This window comes from Humibacillus xanthopallidus (assembly GCF_044793955.1).
Taxonomy (GTDB): Bacteria; Actinomycetota; Actinomycetes; order Actinomycetales; family Dermatophilaceae; genus Humibacillus; species Humibacillus xanthopallidus_C.
On record NZ_CP084995.1, the window covers coordinates 575,194 to 598,074 of the forward strand.

At 70.5% G+C, this 22,881-nt stretch carries 20 protein-coding genes; 11 read left to right on the forward strand and 9 right to left on the reverse strand.

The genetic code is table 11. The features are described from left to right. The first annotated feature begins 10 nt into the window (after positions 1-10). Positions 11-1,015, forward strand: coding sequence for a YihY/virulence factor BrkB family protein (locus tag LG278_RS02630; protein ID WP_404390653.1), 1,005 nt, complete (start codon positions 11-13; stop codon positions 1,013-1,015). On the opposite strand, the gene LG278_RS02635 is transcribed toward LG278_RS02630, so the two are convergent. Together LG278_RS02635 and LG278_RS02640 are read right to left on the reverse strand one after the other, a co-directional pair. Further along, positions 963-2,633 (reverse strand): ABC-F family ATP-binding cassette domain-containing protein, encoded by a 1,671-nt coding sequence (locus tag LG278_RS02635; RefSeq protein WP_404390654.1) that lies wholly within the window; start codon positions 2,631-2,633, stop codon positions 963-965. The two genes, LG278_RS02630 and LG278_RS02635, sit on opposite strands and share 53 nt — an antisense overlap. A 238-nt stretch (positions 2,634-2,871) precedes the next feature. Further along, on the reverse strand, positions 2,872-4,020 hold the full coding sequence (locus LG278_RS02640) for a M14 family zinc carboxypeptidase (protein WP_404390656.1): 1,149 nt from the start codon (positions 4,018-4,020) through the stop codon (positions 2,872-2,874). A gap of 243 nt (positions 4,021-4,263) precedes the next feature. Between LG278_RS02640 and LG278_RS02645 the strand changes: the two genes are divergently transcribed. Continuing rightward, on the forward strand, positions 4,264-5,163 hold the full coding sequence (locus LG278_RS02645; protein ID WP_404390658.1) for an ABC transporter ATP-binding protein: 900 nt from the start codon (positions 4,264-4,266) through the stop codon (positions 5,161-5,163). Next, on the forward strand, positions 5,160-6,008 hold the full coding sequence (locus LG278_RS02650; RefSeq protein ID WP_404390660.1) for an ABC transporter permease: 849 nt from the start codon (positions 5,160-5,162) through the stop codon (positions 6,006-6,008). The genes LG278_RS02645 and LG278_RS02650 overlap by 4 nt, the downstream gene beginning before the upstream one ends. A gap of 252 nt (positions 6,009-6,260) precedes the next feature. Here the strand turns inward: LG278_RS02650 and LG278_RS02655 are convergent, their stop codons facing one another. Continuing rightward, the gene (locus LG278_RS02655) at positions 6,261-7,838 is read right to left on the reverse strand and encodes a catalase (protein WP_404390662.1); all 1,578 of its coding nucleotides are present in this window, start codon (positions 7,836-7,838) and stop codon (positions 6,261-6,263) included. Positions 7,839-8,062: 224 nt separating this feature from the next. Between LG278_RS02655 and LG278_RS02660 the strand changes: the two genes are divergently transcribed. Both LG278_RS02660 and serS read left to right on the forward strand, forming a co-directional pair. Then, positions 8,063-8,683, forward strand: a complete 621-nt coding sequence (locus LG278_RS02660) for a hypothetical protein (protein WP_404390664.1) — start codon at positions 8,063-8,065, stop codon at positions 8,681-8,683. A gap of 83 nt (positions 8,684-8,766) precedes the next feature. Beyond that, on the forward strand, positions 8,767-10,092 hold the full coding sequence (gene serS / locus LG278_RS02665; RefSeq protein WP_404390666.1) for a serine--tRNA ligase: 1,326 nt from the start codon (positions 8,767-8,769) through the stop codon (positions 10,090-10,092). A gap of 108 nt (positions 10,093-10,200) precedes the next feature. On the opposite strand, the gene LG278_RS02670 is transcribed toward serS, so the two are convergent. The 6 genes from LG278_RS02670 to LG278_RS02695 form a co-directional block, all read right to left on the reverse strand. Then, the gene (locus tag LG278_RS02670) at positions 10,201-11,256 is read right to left on the reverse strand and encodes a Gfo/Idh/MocA family protein (protein ID WP_404390668.1); all 1,056 of its coding nucleotides are present in this window, start codon (positions 11,254-11,256) and stop codon (positions 10,201-10,203) included. A gap of 162 nt (positions 11,257-11,418) precedes the next feature. After that, the gene (locus tag LG278_RS02675) at positions 11,419-12,159 is read right to left on the reverse strand and encodes a GntR family transcriptional regulator (protein WP_404390670.1); all 741 of its coding nucleotides are present in this window, start codon (positions 12,157-12,159) and stop codon (positions 11,419-11,421) included. 66 nt (positions 12,160-12,225) lie between these two features. Beyond that, the gene (locus LG278_RS02680) at positions 12,226-12,639 is read right to left on the reverse strand and encodes a universal stress protein (protein WP_404390672.1); all 414 of its coding nucleotides are present in this window, start codon (positions 12,637-12,639) and stop codon (positions 12,226-12,228) included. A 14-nt stretch (positions 12,640-12,653) separates the two neighbouring features. Beyond that, positions 12,654-13,469, reverse strand: a complete 816-nt coding sequence (locus LG278_RS02685) for an ATP-binding cassette domain-containing protein (RefSeq protein WP_404390674.1) — start codon at positions 13,467-13,469, stop codon at positions 12,654-12,656. 1 nt (position 13,470) lies between these two features. Continuing rightward, positions 13,471-14,532 carry an ABC transporter permease gene (locus LG278_RS02690; protein WP_404390676.1) on the reverse strand — a complete coding sequence of 354 codons (1,062 nt, stop codon included), beginning with the start codon at positions 14,530-14,532 and terminating at the stop codon, positions 13,471-13,473. An 80-nt stretch (positions 14,533-14,612) separates the two neighbouring features. Then, the gene (locus LG278_RS02695; RefSeq protein WP_404390678.1) at positions 14,613-15,614 is read right to left on the reverse strand and encodes a substrate-binding domain-containing protein; all 1,002 of its coding nucleotides are present in this window, start codon (positions 15,612-15,614) and stop codon (positions 14,613-14,615) included. Positions 15,615-16,116: 502 nt separating this feature from the next. On the opposite strand from LG278_RS02695, the gene LG278_RS02700 reads away from it, so the two are divergent. From LG278_RS02700 to LG278_RS02725, 6 genes are read left to right on the forward strand one after another with little or no spacing between them, the layout of a single operon-like run. Beyond that, entirely contained in the window at positions 16,117-17,121 is a 1,005-nt protein-coding gene (locus LG278_RS02700) for a Gfo/Idh/MocA family oxidoreductase (RefSeq protein ID WP_404390680.1), read from the forward strand. Positions 17,122-17,135: 14 nt separating this feature from the next. Continuing rightward, the gene (gene iolC, locus LG278_RS02705) at positions 17,136-18,155 is read left to right on the forward strand and encodes a 5-dehydro-2-deoxygluconokinase (protein ID WP_404390682.1); all 1,020 of its coding nucleotides are present in this window, start codon (positions 17,136-17,138) and stop codon (positions 18,153-18,155) included. Then, entirely contained in the window at positions 18,152-19,069 is a 918-nt protein-coding gene (locus tag LG278_RS02710) for a deoxyribose-phosphate aldolase (protein WP_404390684.1), read from the forward strand. The genes iolC and LG278_RS02710 overlap by 4 nt, the downstream gene beginning before the upstream one ends. Next, the gene (gene iolB, locus LG278_RS02715; protein WP_404390685.1) at positions 19,066-19,986 is read left to right on the forward strand and encodes a 5-deoxy-glucuronate isomerase; all 921 of its coding nucleotides are present in this window, start codon (positions 19,066-19,068) and stop codon (positions 19,984-19,986) included. The genes LG278_RS02710 and iolB overlap by 4 nt, the downstream gene beginning before the upstream one ends. Then, a complete protein-coding gene (iolD, locus tag LG278_RS02720) occupies positions 19,983-21,959 on the forward strand; it encodes a 3D-(3,5/4)-trihydroxycyclohexane-1,2-dione acylhydrolase (decyclizing) (protein ID WP_404390687.1) in 1,977 nt (658 codons plus the stop codon). Before iolB ends, iolD begins: the two co-directional genes overlap by 4 nt. Beyond that, positions 21,956-22,837 (forward strand): sugar phosphate isomerase/epimerase family protein, encoded by an 882-nt coding sequence (locus LG278_RS02725; protein ID WP_404390689.1) that lies wholly within the window; start codon positions 21,956-21,958, stop codon positions 22,835-22,837. Before iolD ends, LG278_RS02725 begins: the two co-directional genes overlap by 4 nt. Positions 22,838-22,881: the final 44 nt, after the last annotated feature.

Below are 22,881 nucleotides of genomic sequence, written 5' to 3' on the forward strand. Positions count from 1 at the left end.
GGCTCGACCCATGGCCCGCGGACCCGCCCCCGCCGATGGCACCGAGCCGCCGCACGGGTTGCTCGGCCGGATCGACCACGCCCGGGCTCGCGCCGAGGAGGCGGCGGCCCGCTACCGCGAGCTTGCGCGACGCGACCCCGTCTATGCCCTGCCGATCGTCGCGGTCACGACCTACGTCGCCCGCCAGGGGATGCTCCTGGCGAGCGCGATCGCCTTCCGCACCTTCCTCTGGTTGATGCCGCTCGCGTTGCTCAGCGCGGGACTGCTCACCGGCATCGGTCGCAGCTCGCCCTTCATCGCGGAACGCGCCCAGAGCACGACGGGCGTCACCGCGGTCGCGCGCCAACAGGTGGTCGCCGCGCTGCAGGACGGCGGGCAGTCCTGGTGGGTGGCCGTCGTCATCGGGCTGTTCGGCTTCCTCTGGACCACCCGAACCCTGATGCGCAACCTCATCCAGGCCACCGCCCACGTCTGGGACGCTCCCACCCGGCGTCAGCCCCAGCGCCAGGTGATCATCTCCTCGCTCGTCTTCGCCGGGGCCTGGCTGGCGCTGTTCTTCGCCGCCGGACTCGTCTCCGTGCTCGACGTCGTCCCTGCCGGGCTCGTTGCCACCTTCGCGATCCAGGTCACGCTGAGCACGCTCGTGTGGCTCGTCATCTCGCTCCGGTTGCCCGACCGGCGTCGGTCGTGGACGGACCTGCTGCCCGGCTGCCTCCTCTTCGGGCTCGGGCTCTCGCTCATGCAGCTCGTGGGTCGTATCTACCTGCCGGCCCGCTTCGAGCACTCGTCGGAGCTCTACGGCTCGCTCGGCGTGGCTGCGGTCATCCTCGTGTGGCTGCTCCTGCTGGGCCACCTGACGGTGATCTCGGCCCTCGTCAACCGGGTCTGGCTCGACTACCGCATCGACCGCGAGCAGCAGGCGGCAGCCGCGACACAGTCGTCGGACGTCGGCGGCGACGCGGTCACAGCGCCTGCACCGTCACCCGGCCCCGGTCGACCGACCACACCTGCGTGAGGCGTATGCCGTCGCGCAGGCTCGCGTCGTGAGTGACCACGAGCACCGTCCCCCCGAAGGCCGCCACCGCGGCCTCGAGCTGCTCGATCGCGGCGACGTCGAGGTGGTTGGTGGGCTCGTCGAGCACGAGCACGTTGACCTCGCGGCCCTGGAAGAGCGCCATCAGCGCGCGCGTGCGCTCGCCCATCGAGAGACTGCGGGCCGGGCGCGCGACGTGCTCGGAGCCCAGCCCGAACTTCGCGAGCAGGGTGCGAACGTCGGCGATCGGCCACTCGCGACCCGAGCCGGCGTCATGGCCCGGTGGAGGGCCGAGCTCGCGTCGCACGACGTCGAGCACCGGGTCGTCGACGTCGAGCAGTCGGCGCTGCTGGTCGACGACGCCCACCGACACGCGGCTGCCGAGAGAGTGCCGGCCCGAAGTCAGGGGCAGGTCCCCGAGCAGCGCGGCGAGCAGGGTCGTCTTGCCACTGCCGTTGTCACCGATGACGGCGATGCGCTCGCCGCGGCCCACGACGAGGCTCACCGGCCCGAGCCGGAAGTCCGCTCGCTCGACGACCGCCTCGGACAGCGTCGCGACGACGTCGGACGAGGGCCGTCCCTCGGTGATCGCGTAGCGCAGCTGCCACTCCTTGCGTGGTGCGTCGACGGCGTCGAGTCGTCCTGCCGCGCGCTCGAGGCGGGCGCCCTTGGCGGCCTGGCGGTCGGCGCGGGCCTTGTGCCTCTCGCGGAGGTGCTTGTCGGGCTCCTTGCCCATCGCGACGTTGCGCCGCCCCTTGGCGGCCCAGTCGCGGCGCTGCTGCGACTGGGCGAGCAGCGAGTCGCGCTCGGCGGCATATCCCTCGTAGGCCTCCCAGGCGTGGGCCCGCTCGAGCGTGCGCTGGTCGACGTAGTCGCTCCACGAGCCGGTGTAGTGCCCGATGCGGCCCTGGGCCAGGTCGAGCTCGACGACGCTGGTTGCGACGGTGTCGAGGAAGGCGCGGTCGTGGCTCGCGATGAGCACCGGCCCGTCGTGCGACCGCACGAAGTCGGCCATGAGGTCGAGCCCGCGCGCGTCGAGGTCGTTGGTCGGCTCGTCGAGCAGCAGCACGTCGTAGTGGCTGAGCAGCACGGCCACGAGGCTGGCCCGGGCCGCCTGACCCCCCGAGAGCGTGCCGATCGGTCGGGACGGGTGGACGTCCAGACCCACCCGGGCGGCGACCTCGGGCAGGCGCTCGTCGAGGTCGGCTGCTCCGAGTGCCAGCCACCGCTCGAGGGCGGCGGCGTAGCGGTCTTCGGCACCCGGCATACCGGAAGAGATTGCGGCAGAAGCGATCTCGAGCTCCACGTCGGCTGCCTCGACGCCGGTGCGGCGGCGGGCATAGACGAGCAGCGTCTCCGACGCGTCGGGCAGCACCTGCGGGAGCCAGGCGATCGTGGCGTCCTGTGGGGCGAGGCGGACCGAGCCGGCCTCGGCCGACAGCTCGCCGACGATGGTGCGCATCAGCGTCGACTTGCCCGAGCCGTTGGGCCCGACGACGGCGGTGACGTCGCCGTCGGACAGGGTCAGGTCGAGGCCGGTGAAGAGGCTGCGTGCGCCGAAGGCGACGCCGAGCCCGGTGATGGTGAGGGTGGAAGACACGAGGGGTCCTGGATGGTCGGCGGATCCGCGCGGGTGACGTCAGGCGTCAGCGGCGCGGGCGGGCACGAGGCATCAGGAGATCCACACGGTGACGAGGCTAGGCGGGCCACCGGGTGCTCGTCCACCCGATAAACCCGACACCCCTCGTGCGATCGAAAGAGCAATCCGTCCCCTGCGCGGGCACCCTGGCGTGGGTGGAGCGGGGGACGGATTGCTCTCTCGATCAGGTGGGCCTAGCTCAGAGCGGCGGACGCGTCGGCCACGGGGTGATGACCGCGTTGTTGTCGCCGAAGTAGGCGGTGTAGTCGACGTGCGGGATCTCCTCGTGCCAGATCATCCGGTCGGTGCTCCAGACCGAGCCGGTGGCCAGGCCCTGCAGCAGCTCGCTGGCACCGATGACGTTCTGGCGGATCGCCTTGCCGCGCGCCTTCTGCCCGATGCTGCCGGGGCTCGTGTTGCCCGAGGTCTCGAAGAAGACCATCGGGTGCGAGTGCCCGGTCGGGTTGAGGTTGCCCCAGTTGAGGCCGAGCATGACGGCCGACGAGACGCCGCCCTTGATGTCGATCTCGTAGGTGCCGACCTGGTAGCGGTCGACCTCGACGAAGCCGTAGCGCTGGAGCGAGGTGTAGACGAGCCCCTGCGCCTGACGGGTCTGCCGGTCGTAGAGGCCGCCCATCACCGTCGGCAGGGTCGGGCCGCTCGGGGCGAGCGAGATGCCGAGCGACATCGTGACGACGTCACCGTCGGTGTCACGCTTGAGACCCTGGTGGTGGATGTCGAGACCGAAGGCCGGCTTGACCTGCGTCCAGTAGGTGTACCAGGCCACGGACTCCGCGGCGACGAAGGCGGTCGGCGCCCAGTCGCGGTTGAGGTCGATGCGGCGCTCGGTGCCGTCCTGGAGCACGGTCTGACGGATGTTGAGCTCCGTGCCGTCGGGGTTGTACATCGGGATGACGTGCAGCGTCAGCGCCTCGCGGATCGCGCGGTAGCCCGCCGCGCCGTTCGAGCCGACCGCCGAGAGCAGCGTGAGCAGGGTGTCGACGCCGTAGGGCTCGTTGCCGTGGATGCGGCCCTGCAGCCACACGTGCTTCGGGCCGGTGCCGACGGTCGCGACGTAGAGGTCGCGCCCGGCCTCGGAGACGCCGGGCGAGATCCCGATCTCGCGCAGGGTCTTGACCGTGACCCCGTAGCGCGAGCTGCGCTCGATGCGACCCAGCTCGCGGATCATGTCGTCGTAGCCGATGGTGGCCTGGATCGGGACGTTCGGCCCCGGGTCGGGGAAGGTGCCCGCCGCCGACGCGGGTCGGCTGGCCAGCAGCGGCACGGCCGCGACGCCGGCGGCGAGCACGGCGCGTCTGGACAGGGCGGAGCGGGTGGACGGATTCATGTGAGTCTCCTGGCGTAGTCCTACGTGTCGGAGCTTTCGATCCTGCCAGCCGACGGCCTCCAGAAGCTCGAAGCGATAGGCCCTATTTGTGCCGTGGACAAACCGGTGCAGCGGGTCGGGTTGCGCGGGTCGCTCAGGGTCGCGACCCCGACTGACGTCAGGGTCGCGGGCGCCCGAGGTCGGGGTCGGAATCAGGCTCATGACGGATGTGCGCGACCCCCGCCGGACGGGAGGGTGTCACCCATGATCACTGTGGAGCGACTCACGAAGAAGTACGGCCCGTTCACGGCCGTCGACGACGTCTCGTTCGAGGCGAAGGCCGGGCTCGTCACCGGCTTCCTCGGACCCAACGGTGCCGGCAAGACGACCGCGATGCGGATCATGTCCGGCCTCACCCCCGCGACCTCGGGCACGGCAACCGTGCTCGGCAAGCCGTATGCCGCCCTGCCGAACCCGGGCCGCCACGTCGGCCTCCTGCTCGACGCCTCGGCGCAGCACGCGGGCCGCACGGGCCGTGAGGTGCTGACCCTCGGCGCGATCCTCATGGGCGTCGGCCGCCAGCGCGTCGACGAGATGATCGAGCTCGTCGGCCTCACCGACAAGGAGGCGGGGCGGCGGGTGCGCAACTACTCGCTCGGCATGCGCCAGCGGCTCGGCATCGCGCACGCCCTGCTCGGCGACCCGGAGGTGCTCATCCTCGACGAGCCGGCCAACGGCCTCGACCCGGCCGGCATCCGCTGGATGCGCGACCTGCTCCGCGGCTACGCCAACGAGGGCGGCACGGTGCTGCTCAGCTCGCACCTGCTCAACGAGATCGAGCGCGTCGCCGACGAGATCGTCGTCATCGGGCACGGGCGGATCGTCGCCCAGGGCACGAAGGACTCGCTCCTCGCCGGAGCCGGCACCCAGGTGCGCTCCACCGACGACGACGCGCTCGTGGCTGCGCTCGCGGCGGAGTCGATCGTCGCCGAGCGCACCCCCACCGGCGCGCTCACCGTCGAGGCCGAGCCGCTCGCTGTCGGCCGGGTCGCCGCGGCCCACCAGATCGTCCTGACCGAACTACGCGGCGGTGACAGCCGGGGTCTCGAGGAGATGTTCCTCAACCTCACGGCGAGCTCCGCCCGAGAGGAGGTGGCGGCATGACCGCCACGACCACGACCACGCCCCGACCGGGGCCGGTCTCGAAGTCCGCCGAGTCGGCCCTGCCGGCCCACGCCACGGTGCCGAACCGCATCCCCGGACCGCGCCCGACCGGTGGCGTGCCCTTCGGCCGCCTCGTCCACGTCGAGCTGCGCAAGATGCTCGACACCCGGGCGGGCCGCTGGCTGCTCATCGGCATCGCGGCCATCATCGCGATCGCCCTGACCATCATGTTCTTCGACAACGGCGGGGAGCACCCGTTCGGCATGTACCTCCAGGCCACGACGATGCCGATGGCCCTGATCCTGCCCGTCGTCGGCATCCTCGCCGTCACGTCGGAGTGGAGCCAGCGCACCGCGCTCGTGACGTTCGGGCTGGAGCCGCGTCGGCCGCGGGTCGCGTGGTCCAAGACGGTCGCAGCGCTGCTCATCGGCCTCGCTGCCTTCGCGCTGTCGCTCGTGCTGGCGGGCATCGCGCACCAGGCGGCGATCACCTTCCGCGGCATCACCGGCGACTGGACGATCGACGGCCTGGTCCTGCTCGGCGCCGGCGGCTACGTGCTGCTCGGCATGGCGCAGGGTCTGGCGTTCGGCATGCTGCTGAAGAACACCCCCGCCGCCATCGTGCTCTTCTTCATCCTGCCGACCGCGTGGTCGATCCTCGGCTCGATGGTCTCGTGGCTGCGCGACGCCGCCGTCTGGCTCGACATGAACCAGACGATGCAGCCGCTCTTCGAGGGCTCGCTGACGGGGGAGCAGTGGGCGCACCTCGGCACCTCGGTCGCCGTCTGGGTGGTCCTGCCGCTGGCGGTCGGCATCTGGCGCCTCAGCCGCTCCGAGGTGAAGTAGCCGCCCCACTCCCTCCCCCCGTCGAGTGGCCACACTTCGTCGTGTCGCCCAGGTCGAGGGGCCACAGTTCGTCGTGTCGCGCAGGTCGAGAGGCCATAGCGCCCGACAGGATGTGGCCTCTCGACCTGCCGAGAGCGGCACGGAGTGGCCTTTCGACGGTCCACAGACAGAGGTATGCCGTGTGCCTGACGGGGGCACACGGCATACCTCTGCGTCGTGCTGGGTGTGACCGGGTGGACCGGCGCAGCCGCGTCAGTGGGCGGCGTTGGTGACCGTCTCGCGGATGGGCTCCTTGACGACCTTGGCGTCGTCGGCGTCGCCGCCCGGGTTGGGGGCGCCGAGGCCCGCGCGCACGTGCTCCTCGATGGCCTGGCCGGTCGCCGCGTCGACGCTCTTCCAGTAGTCGAAGGCCCGCTCGAGCACCGGCGACTTCACGCCACCGAGCAGGTGGCCCGCGACGGTCTCGACGAACATCTCGCGCTGCGCGTCGTCCCAGACGTCGCGCACGAGGGCGCCGGCCTGGCTGAAGTCGTCGTCGTCGGGGCGCAGCGTGTATGCCTGCCGCACCATGGCGCCGTCGGTCTCCCAACCGTCCTCGACGTCACCGACCGTGTCGGCGTAGCCACGTCCCTCGCTGTTGGGGGCGTAGACGGGGGCGTCGCCGTTGTGGTCGTAGGCCATCGGGCCGTCCTGCGTGTAGGTGTTGAGACCCTCGACGCGGGGACGGTTGACCGGCAGCTGCAGGTAGTTCGGGCCGATGCGGTAGCGGTGCGTGTCGCTGTAGGCGAAGACGCGACCGAGCAGCATCTTGTCGGGCGAGAAGCCGATGCCCGGCACGACCGCCGACGGCTCGAAGGCAGCCTGCTCGACCTGCGCGAAGAAGTTGTCGGGGTTGCGGTTGAGGGTCATCGTGCCGACCTTGATCAGCGGGTAGTCGCTGTGCGGCCACACCTTCGTCAGGTCGAACGGGTTGAGGTGGTAGGTCTTCGCGTCCTCGTAGGGCATCGCCTGGATCGACAGGGTCCAGCTCGGGAAGTCGCCCGCGTCGATGGCGTCGTGCAGGTCGCGGCGGTGGTGGTCGGCGTCCTGGCCGGCGATGCGCTCGGCCTCGGCGCCGGTGAGTCCCTCGACGCCCTGGTTGGAGTGGAAGTGGTACTTGATCCAGTGCTTCTCACCGGCCTCGTTGATCCAGAGGAAGGTGTGGCTGCCGTAGCCGTTCATGTGGCGGAACGTCTTGGGGATGCCGCGGTCGCCCATGAGGTAGGTGACCTGGTGGGCCGACTCGGGGTTGAGGCTCCAGAAGTCCCACTGCATGTGGTTGTCGCGCAGGCCCGAGCCGCCGCGGCGCTTCTGGCTGCGGATGAAGTGCGGGAACTTCATCGTGTCGCGCACGAAGAAGACGGGCGTGTTGTTGCCGACGAGGTCGTAGTTGCCCTCGGTCGTGTAGAACTTCAGCGCGAAGCCGCGCGGGTCGCGCCACGTGTCGGGGCTGCCCTGCTCACCAGCGACCGTCGAGAAGCGCGCGAGCATCTCGGTCGAGACGCCCTGCTGGAAGAGCGCGGCCTTGGTGTAGCGCGACACGTCCTCGGTCGTCTCGAAGACACCGAAGGCGCCGGAGCCCTTGGCGTGCACGTTGCGCTCCGGGATGCGCTCGCGGTTGAAGTGCGCCATCTGGTTGAGGAAGTGGTGGTCGTGGAGCAGGATCGGCCCGTCGGGACCGATGGTGAGCGAGTTGCGGTCGCTCTGCGCAGGCGCACCGGTCTCGGTGTGCGAGCCGAGCTCGGCCTCCTTGCTCGGTGCGGTCTCGATGGACTGGGTGGTGTCCGTCATCTCTGCTCCTTCGTCGTCTTCGCTGGCGTCGTGCTCGTGCGCTTCGTCGTGCTCGTGGTGGGAAGGTCGAGGGGGTATGCCGCGTGGTCGGGACCGCGGCCTTCTCCAGTCCCCTACCCGCTTGCGGCCCAGGGTCCTCTCCAACCAAGCACTCAATCTGGAATGGGTCAAGGAAATGGCCGGCCGACCTGTCGCTGGGGTGCGGGGCGACCTAGGGTCGAGGAATGAGGTGGGGAGGCGTGGGCGCCGGCCTCGTCGTGGCGGCGGCCCTGGTCGGGTGCACGAGCAGCACGGGCGATGAGCCTGCGGCTGGCGCCGGCGGTGCGCCGGCGAGTGCGCCGGCGAGTGCGGCCGCGGAGGCCAGTGCTGCGGCGGGGGATCGGGGTGCAGAGGCCCTTGGGACGAGCGCTGCGGCGGCAGGCGCTGCAGCGGACCCGGCCGCGGTGCCGAGCGCGACCCTGACCCCGATCGACCCCGGACCGCCGCCGACGCTGACGGTGCCCCCGCGGATGCCGGGCGAGGTGGCTCGGGTCGTCGTCACGCGAAGCGGCGCGGGCAAGGCCTTCCGCAACGAGCGGGGTGAGCCGGCCGCCGAGGGCCGCACCTACACCGTGGAGGTCGCGTGCGCGGCGGGTCGGCCGTCGACGGGCACGAGCTATGCGGTCTACGACGCGGCGCCCGGCACGTGGGGTCATGGGGAGCCGCTCTACTCGCGGCCCTTCCCGTGCGACGGGCAGGTGCAGCGCACCGTCAACCTCGGCCTTCCCGCGGGGTCCGTGCAGATCGACGTGCGGGGGCTGCCCGCCGACGCCGTCGCGGCCTACGCCGTCATCCGCCCCGAGTAGTCGACCGGCCACGCCACCCGCCTCGAGTGGGGGGTCGCGGATCTCGGTCGTGGGCGGCGACGGGGCGCCGATAGGCTGACCGCGTGATCGACATCAAGCTCGTGCGCGACGAACCCGACCGGGTCCGCGCCTCGCAAACGGCCCGTGGAGAGGACCCGGGGATCGTCGACGCGATCCTCGCTGCCGACGAGCGCCGCCGATCGTCCCTCGGTGACTTCGAGGCCCTGCGCGCCGAGCAGAAGACCGTCAGCAAGGCGGTCGGCGCCGCGATGGGCGCCTTCCAGAAGGCGAAGAAGGCCGGTGCGCCCGACGCCGAGCACCTCGAGAAGGTGGCGCACGAGGCCCGCTCGCACGCGGGGACCCTCAGCGAGCAGGTCAAGTCGCTCGAGGCCGACGCCGACCAGGCCACGGCGGAGCTCGACCGTCTGCTGCGCACGGTCGGCAACGTCATCATCGACGGCGTGCCGGTCGGCGGCGAGGACGACTACGTCGTGCTCGAGACCGTCGGTGAGCCACGCGACTTCGCGGCCGAGGGCTTCGAGCCGCTCGACCACCTCGCTCTCGGTGAGCGACTCGGTGCCATCGACATGGAGCGCGGCGCCAAGGTCGGCGGCGCGCGCTTCTACTACCTGACCGGTGTCGGCGCGCTGCTCGAGCTCGCCCTGCTCAACATGGCGATCGCCCAGGCGACCGCCGCGGGCTTCACGCCGATGATCACGCCGACGCTGGCGCGCACCGAGATCATGGCTGGCGCTGGCTTCATCGATGCCCACGACGAAGAGGTCTACAAGCTCAAAGACGACGAGCTCTACCTCACCGGCACCTCGGAGGTGGCGCTCGCCGGCTTCCACGCCGACGAGATCATCGACCTGTCGGCCGGTCCCAAGAGGTATGCCGGGTGGTCGGCCTGCTATCGCCGCGAGGCCGGGTCGCACGGCAAGGACACCCGCGGCATCATCCGCGTGCACCAGTTCCACAAGGTCGAGATGTTCAGCTACTGCCGGCCCGAGGACGCCGAGGCCGAGCACCAGCGGCTCCTCGCCTGGGAGCGCGAGATGCTGGCCAAGATCGAGGTGCCCTACCGCATCATCGACACCGCAGCCGGCGACCTCGGCGGTCCCGCGGCGCGCAAGTTCGACTGCGAGGCCTGGGTGCCGACGCAGGGCAAGTATCGCGAGCTGACCTCGACGTCGAACTGCACGACCTACCAGGCGCGCCGACTGGGCACCCGCGAGCGCGACCCCAACGGCTCGGGCACCCGGGCCGTCGCCACACTCAACGGCACGCTCGGCACGACGCGCTGGCTCGTCGCCATCCTCGAGAACCACCAGCAGGCCGATGGCTCGGTGCGGGTCCCCGAGGCCCTGCGCCCCTTCCTCGGCCTCGACGTCCTGACGCCCCTGACCTGAGCTCCCACCCCCCGCCAATCGAAAGAGCAATCCGTCGCACTTCGCGGGGCCCGCTGGGTCGCTGGGACGGGCGACGGATTGCTCTTTCGATTGGCCCTGTGGCGTGCGTCAGGTGTGGCTGGGCACCCGGTCGTAGGTGACCCCGACCTGACGGGTGACCTCGTCGAGGGCGAGCATCGCCGTGACGACCGACTCGGGCGGGTGCAGCGGAGAGTTGAGCAGGCCGTCACCGATGCACCTCGCCGCCTCGAGCGCTGAGTGAAAGAGGGCTCCGTGGCCGATCGGCTCCGGATCGGTCCACGTCACGGCGCGAGACCCGTCGGCAGACCTCACGATCACGTCGCCCGGCTGGAAGAACGGCCCCGGCAGGGTCAGGGTCGCTGCTGTGCCGGCGATCGTCGCACTCGTCGGAGTGCGCGAGCGCAGCGTCGTGTGCAGCACGCTCGTCGCTCCGCCGGCATGGGTGAGGAGCATCGCTGTCTGTCCGTTGACGCCTGACTCGGTCATCTCACCCGATGCCTGCACCCGCGAGGCTGGACCGAGCACCCAGGTCGCGAGAGTCGTCAGATAGCTGCCGAGGTCGAGCAGCGCGCCGCCGGCCATCGAGGGCTCGAGGATGCGGTGCGGTGGGTCGAAGTGCTCGCCGTGATCGGCGAGGACGGTGCGCACGTCACCGAGCAGGCCCGCCTCGAGCACCTGCCGCACGACGTCGGCGCGCGGGAGGAAGAGTGTCCACATCGCCTCCATGCAGAAGACGCCAGCGGCTGAGGCAGCCTTCGAGATCGCTTGTGCCTCAGCAGCATTCATGCCCAAGGGCTTCTCGACGAGCACGTGCTTGCCCGACTCGATGGCAAGGAGCGCACTGGCGAGGTGCACGTGGTGCGGGGTTGCGACGTAGACGATGTCGACCTCAGGGTCCGCGACCAGCGCCTCGTGGGTCCCGTGTGCGTGCTCGGGGCCGGCGCTCGCAGCGAACCTCCGAGCCGAGGCCTCCGATCGTGACCCCACGGCGACGACCCGCTGCGTGGTCGACGCCTGGAGGGCAGCGACGAAGCGCTCGGCGATCCATCCCGTGCCGAGCACCCCCCACCGAAGGCTCGGCACCGAGTCGGGGGACGGACGGCGCGGCGCTGGGAGGGCGTCGGGCAGCAGCAGGGACGACACGGCATACCTCCTCGGTGGGTGAGGTCGTTGGCAGGTCCGCAATCGAAAGAGCAATCCGTCGCACTCTCCTGGGCCCGCAGGGTCGCTGGGAGGGGCGGCGGACGGATTGCTCTTTCGATGGGGGTGGGGTGCGACGAACTGCTCTCTCGATTGGTGGGTCGGTCAGCGCTCGTCGAGCATGACCTCGATGGAGTAGTCCTGGGCGCGGTAGCAGTGGTCGCCGTACTCGACCGCCCCGCCGACGGCGTCGAACGCCACCCGCGTCATCGTGAGCACCGGCTGCGACGGCGTGAGCACGAGGTGCTTGCGCTCGCTCGCCGACGGCGGACGGGCACCGATGCGCTGGTGGGCGACGACGGGCTTGCCGCCCTTGGCGCGCAGCAGCGCATAGAGTCCGTCGCTCTCGAGCTGCTCGCGGGTGATGTCGGAGTAGGCCGGCGGCAGCCAGTTCTGCAGGATCGCGAGGGGGCGGTCACCGTCGCGGCGCAGCCGCAGGAGACGGAGCAGCGGGGTGTCGAGGGGCAGCCCCATCGCGGCCGCGGCCACCTCGTCGGTGACGATCTCGTGAGCCAGCACCTCGGTGTGCGGGTCGCCCGAGCCCTCGCGCCGCAGGTCGTCATAGAGGCTCGTGAGCTCGGCGCGACGGTGGATCTGCCGCCCCGCGACCCGGGTGCCGAGACCCCGGCGTCGCAGCAGCAGTCCCTGCGCGACGAGCTCCTGGATGGCGCGTCGCACCGTCGGCCGGGAGAGGCCGAGCCGGTCGGCCATCGCGACCTCGTTCTCGAACGCGTCTCCCGGCTGCAGGTCGCCCCGCGCGATCGCCGCACTCAGCTGCTCGGCCAGCTGGTGGTAGAGCGGGACGGGGGTCTCCCGGTCGATGCGGACGTCAACGGGGCTGGGCATGGCCGCAGACTAACGACTCCGTCGAGGCGTGACAGGACATTCGGTTGTCAGCACACCTCGATGTGATCATCTCGGGCTCTTGACGACGAGCACCGGCACGTCGGCGTCGAGGATGACGTTCTGCGCGACGCTGCCGAGGAAGGCCTTGCCCATCGGCGAGCGCCGGCGGGCCCCGATGACGAGCAGCGCCGGATCGAGCTCCTTGACGGCTCCGAGCAGGGCCTCCGACACCTGCGAGATCTCGCGCCCGCCCGCGACGAGACGCACGTCCCAGCGCAGGTCGGGCAGCTCGGTCGCCGCGAGGGCGCCCTCGACGGCATCGGAGATGCCGGCCTTGTTGGCCTCGGCGATGTCGTTGTCGAGCGAGTCGACGACGTGGATGACCACGAGGTCGGTGCCCCGGTATGCCGCCTGGCGGGCTCCCTCGGCCAACGCGAGGTCGCTCGAGCTGCGGGTGTGGTGTGCGACGGCGACGCTCATGAGGTCATCACCGCTCAGCCCTGCAGCTCGTGCGACAGCTCCGCCAGCTCGTCGCCGCCGGCCATCTGCCGGGTCAGCTCGTCGAGCTCCACCTCGGAGCGCTTCTTGTCGAGCACCGCCTGGCCGAGCTTGAGGATGACGAAGTGGTTGCCGACGAGGTAGGCGTGGTGCGGGTTGTGGGTGATGAAGACGACGCCGAGGCCGGCGTCGCGGGCGGCAGCCGTGTACTTCAGCACGACTCCCGACTGCTTGACGCCGAGCGCTGCCGTCGGCTCGTCGAGGATGAGCACGCGCGCGCCGAAGTAGACGGCCCGGGCGATCGCGACACACTGGCGCTGGCCACCGGAGAGGGTGCCGATGGGCTGGTTGATGTCCTTGACGACGACCCCCATCTTGCGCAGCTCCTCGTCGGCGATGCGCTTCATGTCGGCGATCCTGAGGGTCGCGAACGGGCCTCTGCCGCTGGTCAGCTCGGAGCCGAGGAAGAAGTTGCGCCACACCTCCATGAGGCTGACGACCGCCAGGTCCTGGTAGACCGTCGCGATGCCGTGGTCGAGCGACTCACGGGGCGAGGAGAAGTGCACCTCCTTGCCGTCGACCTTCATGACACCTTCGTTGTGCGGGTGCAGGCCGGCCATGATCTTGATCAGGGTCGACTTGCCGGCGCCGTTGTCACCGAGCACGCAGGTGACCTCTCCGGCACGCACGGTGAGGTTGACGCCCTTGAGCGCGCGGATCGCGCCGTAGGCCTTGCCGACGTCGCTCATCTGGATGAGCGGCTCTCCCCGGTTGAGGTCCGGGTCGGCGTGTTCTGCGAGGGTGTCGGTCATGTCAGCCCACCTTTCGTGATGTCGAGAGCTTCTTGACGTAGAGGTTGACCATCACGGCGAGCAGGAGCATCACGCCGAGGAAGGCGCGGAACCAGTTGGGGTCCCAGCCGGCATAGACGATGCAGAGGCTCGTCATGCCGAAGATGAAGGCGCCGATGGCCACACCGATGGCGTTGCCGAAGCCGCCGGTGAGCAGGGTGCCACCCACGACGGCCGCGATGATGTAGAGGAACTCGTTGCCGATGCCGTTGCCGGCCTGGAGCGTGTCGAACTTGTAGAGCGTGTGCATGCCGATGAACCAGCCGAGGAACGACACCGTCATGAAGAGGCCGATCTTGACCGCACGGACGGGCACACCGACTGCGCGGGCGGAGTCGGCGTTGCCGCCGACGGCATAGATCCAGTTGCCGATGCGGGTGCGCTGGAGGATGAAGGCCGAGAGGGCGACGAAGAGGAACCACCAGATGACGGTGATCTCGATTGTGACCGTGCCGACCTTGAAGCTCGAGGCGAAGATGGCGTCGAGGGTCTGGTAGCCGTCCATCTGGTTGATGTTCGGCGTCGACACCGATCCGGTGACGAGCTTGGTGACGCCCAGGTTGGCACCCTGCAGCACGAAGAACGTGCCCAGGGTTATGAGGAAGCTCGGTATGCCGGTCCTCACCACCAGATAGCCGTTGAGGAAGCCGATGACGAGGGCGAAGACGAGGCCCAGGATCGCGCCGACCCAGAGGTTGATGCCGAGCTGGTAGCAGAACATCGCGTTGACGAGGCCCGCTGTCGTGACGATGACTCCGGCCGAGAGGTCGAACTCACCGCCGATCATCAGCATGCCCACACCGACGGCGACGATGCCGATGGTGGAGCTCTGGTAGAGCACGGTGAAGAACGACGCCGGCGAGCGGAAGGCGGGGGCGACGATGAGGAAGAAGATGAAGATGACGATGGCTGCGACGAGGGCCCCGACCTCGGGACGTGCGAGCAGCCGGTTCGACCAGCCGAGCGTGACCCGATTCGATGCCTCTGTCGGCGCCGCGGGCGGCGTCGTGACGGTTTGACTCATGGACCTCTCCGATCCGTTGACGTGCGGTCAGTGAAAGCGATGAGGCGGCCGGCCCGTGGGGGTCCGGCCGCCTCGACGGGTCAGCGTGTGTTGTTCTTCGCGAAGGGGAGGATCGCGGCGATGTTCGTCGAATCGACGAACGACGGTCCGGTCAGCACGGCCCGGCCACCACCGATGTCGTTGCCGTTCTTCTTGTTGAGATAGAGCGACTGGATCGCGAGGTAGCCCTGCACGTAGGGCTGCTGGTCGACGGAGAACTGGATCTTGCCGTCCTGGATCGCCTGCGCTGCGTCGACGTTGAGGTCGAAGGTGGCGAGCTTGGCAGAGCTGCCGGCCGCGTCCATCGCCTTGATGGCGTCGAGGGCGATCGGGGCGCCGAGGGTGACGATCCAGTCGATCGAGCTGTCCTGGGCCAGCTTGGCCTGAAGGGCCGAGACGACCGACGGGTCGTCGGCGCCGTTGACCTGGATGTTCTCCGTGGTGGGGATGCCCTTCTTGACACCGGCGCAGCGGGCCTCGAGCGCAACGGAGCCGGCGGCCTGGATGACGCAGAGCACCTTCTTGCCACCTGCTTCGGCGATGCGCTTGCCGGTCGCCTCACCGGCGAGGTTCTCGTCGGAGCCGAAGTACATCTTCGCGCCGACCTGGGTGTACTGGTCGATGCCGGAGTTGAAGGCGACGACGGGGATCGTGGCGTCGTTGGCCGACTTCACTGCGCCGGCGAGGGCGTCAGGCGTGGCCAGCGTCGTGGCGATGCCGTCGACCTTGGAGTCGACCGCGTTCTGGATGAGCGTCGCCTGCTTGCCCGGGTCGGGGTCGTTGGAGTACTTCAGCGTGATGCCGTTGTTTTGCGCGGCCTGGTTGGCGCCGGCCTTGATCTTGTCCCAGAAGGTGTCGCCGGGCGTCTCGTGGGTGACCATGGCGAAGGTGTAGCCGGAGTTGTCGCCGGCCCCACCGCCTCCGCCACCGGTGGAGGTCGACGCCGGGGCGCCGCCACCGCTGCAGGCGCCGAGGGCGAGAGCGGCGGCACTGGCCACGGCGGCGGCGACGGTCAAACTCTTGCGAGTCCGAGTCGGAGTCATCGTTGATTCCTTTCGTTGCGTCGCGGTGGCCCGGTCGCCGGAGTGGCGCGACGTTGCTGTGACGGCGATTCCGTCGATCAGGGAGGGGCCCGACCGGGCTGGCCGGGTGCGGCCCCGGAGGGCGCTGTCGGAGGAAGGTCTGCGGGTGGCGCGTCCGGTGCGGACGGTGTGGGGCGAGATCGGTCGCCCTGGCGGGACTGCGGCGAGCTCCGGCGACAGGTCGTGGCCGTCGCTCGCACTGGCTCCTCCGTCGCGGGCGGACATCGTGTCGGATGTCTGCCGGTCCCGGCGTCGGTGCCAGCGTTTGGAGAATGGACCCATCCGCCCCGTCCTGTCAAGAGATTGATCAAACATCAGAATGTCCTGACATTTGCTTGACACGGCATGGGGTGAGGTTGGAGCATCGGTGTCGTCAGGACGGCGCGTCGCAGGGCTCGTCGTCCAGCCCCGGCAGGCCCCTCACGGCGTCCGCCGCCCCGATCTCACCCAAGGGAGTGTGCGCATGCGCATCGGACTGGCCGGCGTCGGACGCATCGGCGCGTTCCACGCGGAGACCCTCCGCAGCCTCAGCGACGTCGACGAGCTGGTGGTCAGCGATCTCGACGCCGACGCCGCCCGGGCCCTCTCCGAGCGGCTCGACGTGGGCTTCGCCCCCTCGCCCGCCGAGATGCTCGCCGAGGGTGTCGACGGCTTCGTCATCGCCACGGCCACTCCGGGCCACGCACCACTGCTGCGGCTCGGCATCGAGGCCGGCGTGCCGACCTTCTGCGAGAAGCCGGTGGCCGCCACGCTCGAGGAGACGATGGAGCTCGCCAAGATCGTCGCCCAGACGAGCACCCCCGTGCACGTCGGCTTCCAGCGTCGCTTCGACCGGGGCTACCAGCGCGCGCAGCAGGCCGTCGCGGCCGGCGAACTCGGCTTCCTGCACAGCATCCGGGCCCAGACCCACGACCAGGCCCCGCCGCACGCTGCCTACATTCCGACGAGCGGCGGCCTCTTCCGTGACTGCTCGATCCACGACTTCGACATCATCCGCTTCGTCACCGGCCGCGAGGTGGCCTCGGTCTATGCGACCGGAGCCAACAAGGGCGCCGACTTCTTCAGCGAGGCCGGCGACGTCGACACGGCGGCCGCGGTCCTCACCCTCGACGACGGCACCCTCGTGCTGGCGTCGGCGACGCGCTACAACGGTGCGGGCCACGACGTGCGCATGGAGGTGCTCGGCAGCGAGGGCACGCTCGGGGTGGGCTACGACGAGTCGCTCGCCGTCACCTCGGCCGAGCCTCGCGCGACCTACCCGTCCGGCCCCAGGCACTGGTCCTTCATGGAGCGCTTCCTGCCCGCCTACCGCGCCGAGCTGACCGCGTTCGCGGCGGTCGCCCGTGGCGTGCTGCCCTCGCCCTGCACCGTCGACGACGCCCTCCAGGCCTTCCGGGTCGCCGAGGCGTGCGAGCTGTCCCGCCACGAGGGCCGACCGGTCTCCCTCGACGAGATCCCGAGTCTGTGAGAGGTGTGGACGGGATGACCACCACGACCACCGAAGCCCTCCCCACGGCATACGACATCGTCGCCATCGGGCGCACGGGCGTCGACATCTATCCGCTCCAGCACGGCGTCGGCCTCGAGAAGGTGCGCACCTTCGAGAAGTTCCTCGGCGGCAGCGCGACCAACGTCGCCGTCGCGGCAGCCCGCCACGGCCACCGCACCGCCCTCATCACGCGCACCGGGCGCGACGCGTTCGGCCGCTACATCCACGAGGCGCTGCGCGACTTCGGGGTCGATGACCGCTTCGTCTCCGCGGTCGACGGCCCGCCGACGCCGGTGACCTTCTGCGAGGTCTTCCCGCCCGACGACTTCCCGCTCTACTTCTACCGCTACCCGATCGCGCCCGACCTGCTCATCGACCCCGACGAGATGCCGCTCGACGCGATCCGCGACGCCGGCCTCTACTGGTCCACCGTGACCGGCCTGTCGCAGGAGCCGAGCCGGGCCGCACACTTCCGCGCCTTCGAGGCTCGCGGCCGCCGCACCCACACGATCCTCGACCTCGACTACCGCCCGATGTTCTGGGCCGACCCGTCCGAGGCCAGCGCTCAGGTCGGGCGCGCCCTCGAGCACGTCACGGTCGCCGTGGGCAACCGTGAGGAGTGCGAGGTCGCCGTCGGCGAGACCGAGCCGCGGCGGGCGGCCGACGCGCTGCTCGAGCGCGGCGTCGAGCTCGCGGTCGTCAAGCAGGGACCCAAGGGCGTGCTCGCCGCCACCCGTGACGAGCGCGTCGAGGTGCCGCCCTACCCCGTCGAGGTCGTCAACGGACTGGGCGCGGGTGACGCCTTCGGTGGGGCCTTGTGCCACGGCCTGCTCGAGGGCTGGGACCTGCGCCGCATCCTCGAGTTCGCCAACGTCGCCGGCGCGATCGTCGCGAGCAAGCTCGAGTGCTCGACCGCGATGCCGACGTCGGCCGAGGTCGAGGAACGCCTCGCTGCAGCCCGATCCGACTCTGCCGCAGCATCATTCGCCCCCGTTGCCGAGGAGGCACGATGACCACCACGCACACGACCAGCTCCACTCGACTCTCGGTCGCCGACCTGACCGAGGTCCGGGTGCGCGAGCCCGGTCGCATCGCGGCCGGGTGGGCCGCTCGTGAGCGCCGCCCTCTCGTCGGTGACGACGGCCGCATGCTCCTCGTCGCAGCCGACCACCCCGCGCGTGGCGCCCTCGGCGTCCGTGGCGCCGGCACCGCCATGGCGAGCCGCAGCGACCTGCTCGCCCGCCTCGTCACCGCCCTCGACCGACCCGGCGTCGACGGCGTGCTCGGCACCCCCGACATCCTCGACGACCTCCTGCTCCTCGGTGCCCTCGAGGACAAGGTCGTCATCGGCTCGATGAACCGCGGAGGCCTGCAGGGCGCGAGCTTCGAGCTCGACGACCGCTTCACGGCCTACACCGCAGCCGAGATCGCGGCCCGCGGCATCGACGGCGGCAAGATGCTGACGCGCATCTGCCTCGAGGACGCCGGCACGGCCGCCACGCTCGAGGCCAGCGCGCAGGCCGTCACGCAGCTCGCCGACCTCGGCATCATGGCGATGGTCGAGCCCTTCCTCTCCACGCGTGAGGGTGGCCGCGTCGTCAACCAGCTGGACCCCGACTCCACGATCAAGTCGATCCACATCGCCGCCGGCCTCGGTGCCTCGAGCGCGCACACCTGGCTCAAGCTCCCCGTCGTCGACGAGCTCGAGCGCGTCATGGACGCGACGACGCTGCCGACGCTCCTGCTCGGCGGCGACCCCCAGGGCGACCCGCACGACACGTATGCGTCGTGGGGCCGGTCGCTCGAGCTGCCTGCCGTGCGTGGCCTCGTCGTCGGGCGCGCGCTCCTCTTCCCCCCCGACGGTGACGTCGCCGCCGCCGTCGACATCGCCGCCGACCTCGTGCACGGGAGTGGGGTGGGCGCATGAGCGACAACGCCCGCTGGGTGCGTCCGCTCGGGTCGGCCTCCGCCGACGGGTGGGACGTCGCCATCGACGACACCGTCGACGGCTGGTCGCACACGAGCCTGTATGCCGTGACGCTGGCTGCCGGTGAGAGCCGCACCCTCGCGGCAGCCGAGTGGGAGCACGTCGTCGTGCCGCTCAGCGGCTCCGTTTCGGTCACGGTCGCCGACCCCGAGGGGCTCTCGCACGACTGCGTGCTCGCAGGCCGCGCTTCGGTCTTCGCCGGGCCCAGCGACGTCGCCTACGCGACCCGCGACTGCGAGCTGACGGTGACCGCCGAGGGCGGCGCCGCCACGGTCGCCGTCTGCGGCGCCCGCGCGGCCCGGCGGCACACGCCGCCGCTGCGCCACGTGGGCGTCGCAGACGTGCCCGTCGAGCTCCGCGGGGCGGGCATCGCCTCACGCGAGGTACGCAACTTCGGCACGCCCGGCGTGCTCGACGCCGACTCGATCATCGCCTGCGAGGTGATCACCCCCGCGGGCAACTGGAGCTCCTACCCGCCGCACAAGCACGACGAGGACCGCCCAGGCGTCGAGGCCGAGCTCGAGGAGATCTACTACTTCAAGGTTGCGCCCGAAGTGGGGTCACCGGCAGCCGCTGACGCGGATCCGGTGGCTTATCAGCGCGTCTACGGCACCGACGAGCGTCCCATCGACGTGCTCGCCGAGGTGCGCTCTGGTGACGTCGTGCTCGTGCCGCACGGCTGGCACGGCCCGGCGATGGCCGCCCCCGGCTACGACCTCTACTACCTCAACGTCATGGCAGGCCCCGGCGACGAGCGGGCCTGGCTCATCTGCGACGACCCCGCCCACGGCTGGGTGCGCGACACCTGGGCGACCCAGCAGGTCGACCCCCGACTCCCCCTTGGAGGTGCTCAGTGACGAGCGCGACCCAGCAGCCCGAGACCACCGACACGGTCCGCCTCACCGTGGCCCAGGCCGTGGTGCGCTTCCTCGCCAACCAGTGGAGCGAGCGCGACGGCGAGCGGCAGAAGCTCTTCGCCGGCTGCTTCGGCATCTTCGGCCATGGCAACGTCGCGGGCATCGGGCAGGCGCTGCTGCAGAACGAGCTCGCCGATGGTCATGACTCCGCGGAGCACCTCCCTTACGTGCTCGCTCGCAACGAGCAGGCGATGGTGCACACCTCCGTCGCCTACGCCCGCCAGAAGGACCGCCTCCAGACGTGGGTCTGCACCGCCTCGGTCGGCCCCGGCTCGACCAACATGCTCACCGGCGCGGCCCTCGCGACCATCAACCGGCTCCCGGTCCTCCTCCTGCCGTCGGGCACCTTCGCGACGCGGGCCAGCTCCCCGGTGCTCCAGGAGCTCGAGGCGCCGTATGCCGCTGACGTGACGGTCAACGACGCCTTCCGCCCGCTCTCGCGCTTCTTCGACCGGGTGACCCGTCCGGAGCAGCTGCCGTCGGCGCTCATCTCCGCAATGCGTGTCCTCACCGACCCGGTGGAGACCGGCGCCGTGACGATCGCGCTGCCACAGGACGTGCAGGCCGAGGCCCACGACTGGCCCGTCGAGCTCTTCGCGCCGCGCACGTGGCGGGTCGCCCGGCCGCTGCCCGAGGCGGTCGACATCGCCGACGCGGCCGCGGTCATCCGCTCCGCGAAGCGGCCGCTCATCGTCGCCGGAGGCGGCGTGCACTACTCCGGCGCCGAGGACGCGCTGCGGGCACTGTGCGAGCAGACCGGCATTCCGGTCGGTGAGAGCCAGGCGGGCAAGGGGTCGCTACCGCACGGGCACCCGCAGGAGATGGGCGCGATCGGATCGACCGGCACGACCGCTGCGAACGCGCTGGCGGCCGAGGCCGACGTCGTCATCGGGGTGGGCACGCGCTGGAGCGACTTCACGACCGCCTCGCGGACCGCCTTCCAGCGCAATGGAGTCCGCTTCGTCAACATCAACATCGCGCGCTTCGACGCGGGCAAGCACTCGGGGTTGTCGGTCGTCTCCGACGCACGCGAGGCGATGACCGCACTCGCGGGCGCCCTCGAGGGGTATGCCGTCCCCGACGACCACCGGTCGCGCCAGGCCACGCTGTGGTCCGAGTGGGACAACCAGGTCGAAGCGGCCTACCACCCGTCCGCCGACGTCACCGACCGGCTCGCCGAGGGCCTGCTCACGCAGGGTCAGGTGCTCGGGGCCGTCAACGAGCTCACCGACCCCCGCGACGTCGTGCTGTGCGCGGCGGGCTCGATGCCCGGCGACCTGCACAAGCTGTGGCGGGTGCGTGACCGCAAGGCGTACCACGTCGAATACGGCTACTCCTGCATGGGTTACGAGGTGCCGGCGTCGATCGGCATCCGCCTGGCCGACGAGACGCGCGACGTCTTCGCGATGGTCGGCGACGGCGGCTACCTCATGATGCCGACGGAGCTCGTCACCGCGGTGCAGGAGCGCATCAAGGTCATCGTCGTGCTCGTGCAGAACCACGGCTTCCACTCGATCGGGTCGCTGTCGGAGTCTCTCGGCTCGCAGCGCTTCGGAACGAGCTATCGCTTCCGCGGCGAGTCGTCCGGCCGGCTCGACGGTGACGTCCTGCCGGTCGACCTGGCCGCCAACGCCCGGTCGCTCGGGGCGCACGTCATCGAGGTGCACTCGCTCGACGAGCTCGAACGGGCGATCAAGGAGGCCAAGGCTGCTCCCGCCGACGGCGGACCGATCGTCATCCACGTCGAGACCGACCCGTTGGTGCACGCCCCCGACAGCGCGTCGTGGTGGGACGTGCCGGTGAGCGCGGTGTCGGAGCTCGACTCGACCCGGAACGCCTTCGGCGACTACCTCGACCACAAGGCGACGCAGCGGCCCTTCGTCGCCCCGACCACCCCGGAGTCCGCATCATGAAGCTCGCTCTCGACCCCTACATGTTCCGCGAGACGCCGCTGCTCGAGCTGCCCGCGCTCGTCGCAGAGCTGGGCTTCGAGTGGATCGAGCTGTCGCCGCGCGACGACTTCACGCCGTTCTTCAACCACCCGCGGGTGGACGACGCCGGCGTGGCCGCCTTCAAGTCTGCCCTGTCGGCGGCAGGGGTCGGGGTGTCGTCGGTGCTCCCGCTCTACACGTGGTCCGGCCCCGACGAGGACGAGCGCCAGGCGGCGGTGCGCTACTGGAGGCGCGCCATCCAGATCGCGTCCGACCTCGGCGTCGACACGATGAACTCCGAGTTCAACGGCAACCCGCGCCAGGCGGCGGTCTGCGAGCGGATGTTCTGGCGGTCGATGGAGGAACTGCTGCCCGTCTTCGAGCGGGAGGGCATCCGGCTCGTGCTCGAGCCCCACCCCGACGACTGGGAGGAGGACGGCAAGCGGGCGGTCGACCTCATCAGGGGGATCAACTCGCCCAACGTCTCCTTCCTCTACTGCGCGCCGCACACCTTCCACCAGGGCAACGACTGCGACGGCATCATGGACAAGGCCGGCGACCTGCTGACGATGGTCCACGTCGCCGACGCCTACGACCACACGGCGTCGTCGGGGCTGCGCTACATCGTCAACCCGCCCGGCTCGCAGGTCACGGTGCACCAGCACCTCGACATCGGCCAGGGCGAGGTCGACTTCGACCAGTTCTTCGCGGGCCTCGAGCGCATCGGCTTCGACGGCATTGTCACCTCCTGCGTCTTCGCGTGGGAGGACCGGGCCCGCGAGTCGACCGGCTACATGCGCGACACGATCCGCTCCTACCTCGACACATGGGCCACCGCGCCCACGTTCGTCTCCCCCTGAAGCCCGCCCTGCGGCACACCCCTGAATCAGTCTGCAAGAGAAGG

Bases quoted from the DNA above. Each gene is read 5' to 3' on its own strand.
- LG278_RS02630 (WP_404390653.1), top strand. From the start codon at position 11: ATGGCCCGCGGACCCGCCCCCGCCGATGGCACCGAGCCGCCGCACGGG.
- LG278_RS02640 (WP_404390656.1), bottom strand. From the start codon at position 4,020: ATGAATCCGTCCACCCGCTCCGCCCTGTCCAGACGCGCCGTGCTCGCC.
- LG278_RS02645 (WP_404390658.1), top strand. From the start codon at position 4,264: ATGATCACTGTGGAGCGACTCACGAAGAAGTACGGCCCGTTCACGGCC.
- LG278_RS02650 (WP_404390660.1), top strand. From the start codon at position 5,160: ATGACCGCCACGACCACGACCACGCCCCGACCGGGGCCGGTCTCGAAG.
- LG278_RS02655 (WP_404390662.1), bottom strand. From the start codon at position 7,838: ATGACGGACACCACCCAGTCCATCGAGACCGCACCGAGCAAGGAGGCC.
- LG278_RS02660 (WP_404390664.1), top strand. From the start codon at position 8,063: ATGAGGTGGGGAGGCGTGGGCGCCGGCCTCGTCGTGGCGGCGGCCCTG.
- LG278_RS02675 (WP_404390670.1), bottom strand. From the start codon at position 12,159: ATGCCCAGCCCCGTTGACGTCCGCATCGACCGGGAGACCCCCGTCCCG.
- LG278_RS02680 (WP_404390672.1), bottom strand. From the start codon at position 12,639: ATGAGCGTCGCCGTCGCACACCACACCCGCAGCTCGAGCGACCTCGCG.
- LG278_RS02685 (WP_404390674.1), bottom strand. From the start codon at position 13,469: ATGACCGACACCCTCGCAGAACACGCCGACCCGGACCTCAACCGGGGA.
- LG278_RS02690 (WP_404390676.1), bottom strand. From the start codon at position 14,532: ATGAGTCAAACCGTCACGACGCCGCCCGCGGCGCCGACAGAGGCATCG.
- LG278_RS02695 (WP_404390678.1), bottom strand. From the start codon at position 15,614: ATGACTCCGACTCGGACTCGCAAGAGTTTGACCGTCGCCGCCGCCGTG.
- LG278_RS02700 (WP_404390680.1), top strand. From the start codon at position 16,117: ATGCGCATCGGACTGGCCGGCGTCGGACGCATCGGCGCGTTCCACGCG.
- iolC (WP_404390682.1), top strand. From the start codon at position 17,136: ATGACCACCACGACCACCGAAGCCCTCCCCACGGCATACGACATCGTC.
- LG278_RS02710 (WP_404390684.1), top strand. From the start codon at position 18,152: ATGACCACCACGCACACGACCAGCTCCACTCGACTCTCGGTCGCCGAC.
- iolB (WP_404390685.1), top strand. From the start codon at position 19,066: ATGAGCGACAACGCCCGCTGGGTGCGTCCGCTCGGGTCGGCCTCCGCC.
- LG278_RS02725 (WP_404390689.1), top strand. From the start codon at position 21,956: ATGAAGCTCGCTCTCGACCCCTACATGTTCCGCGAGACGCCGCTGCTC.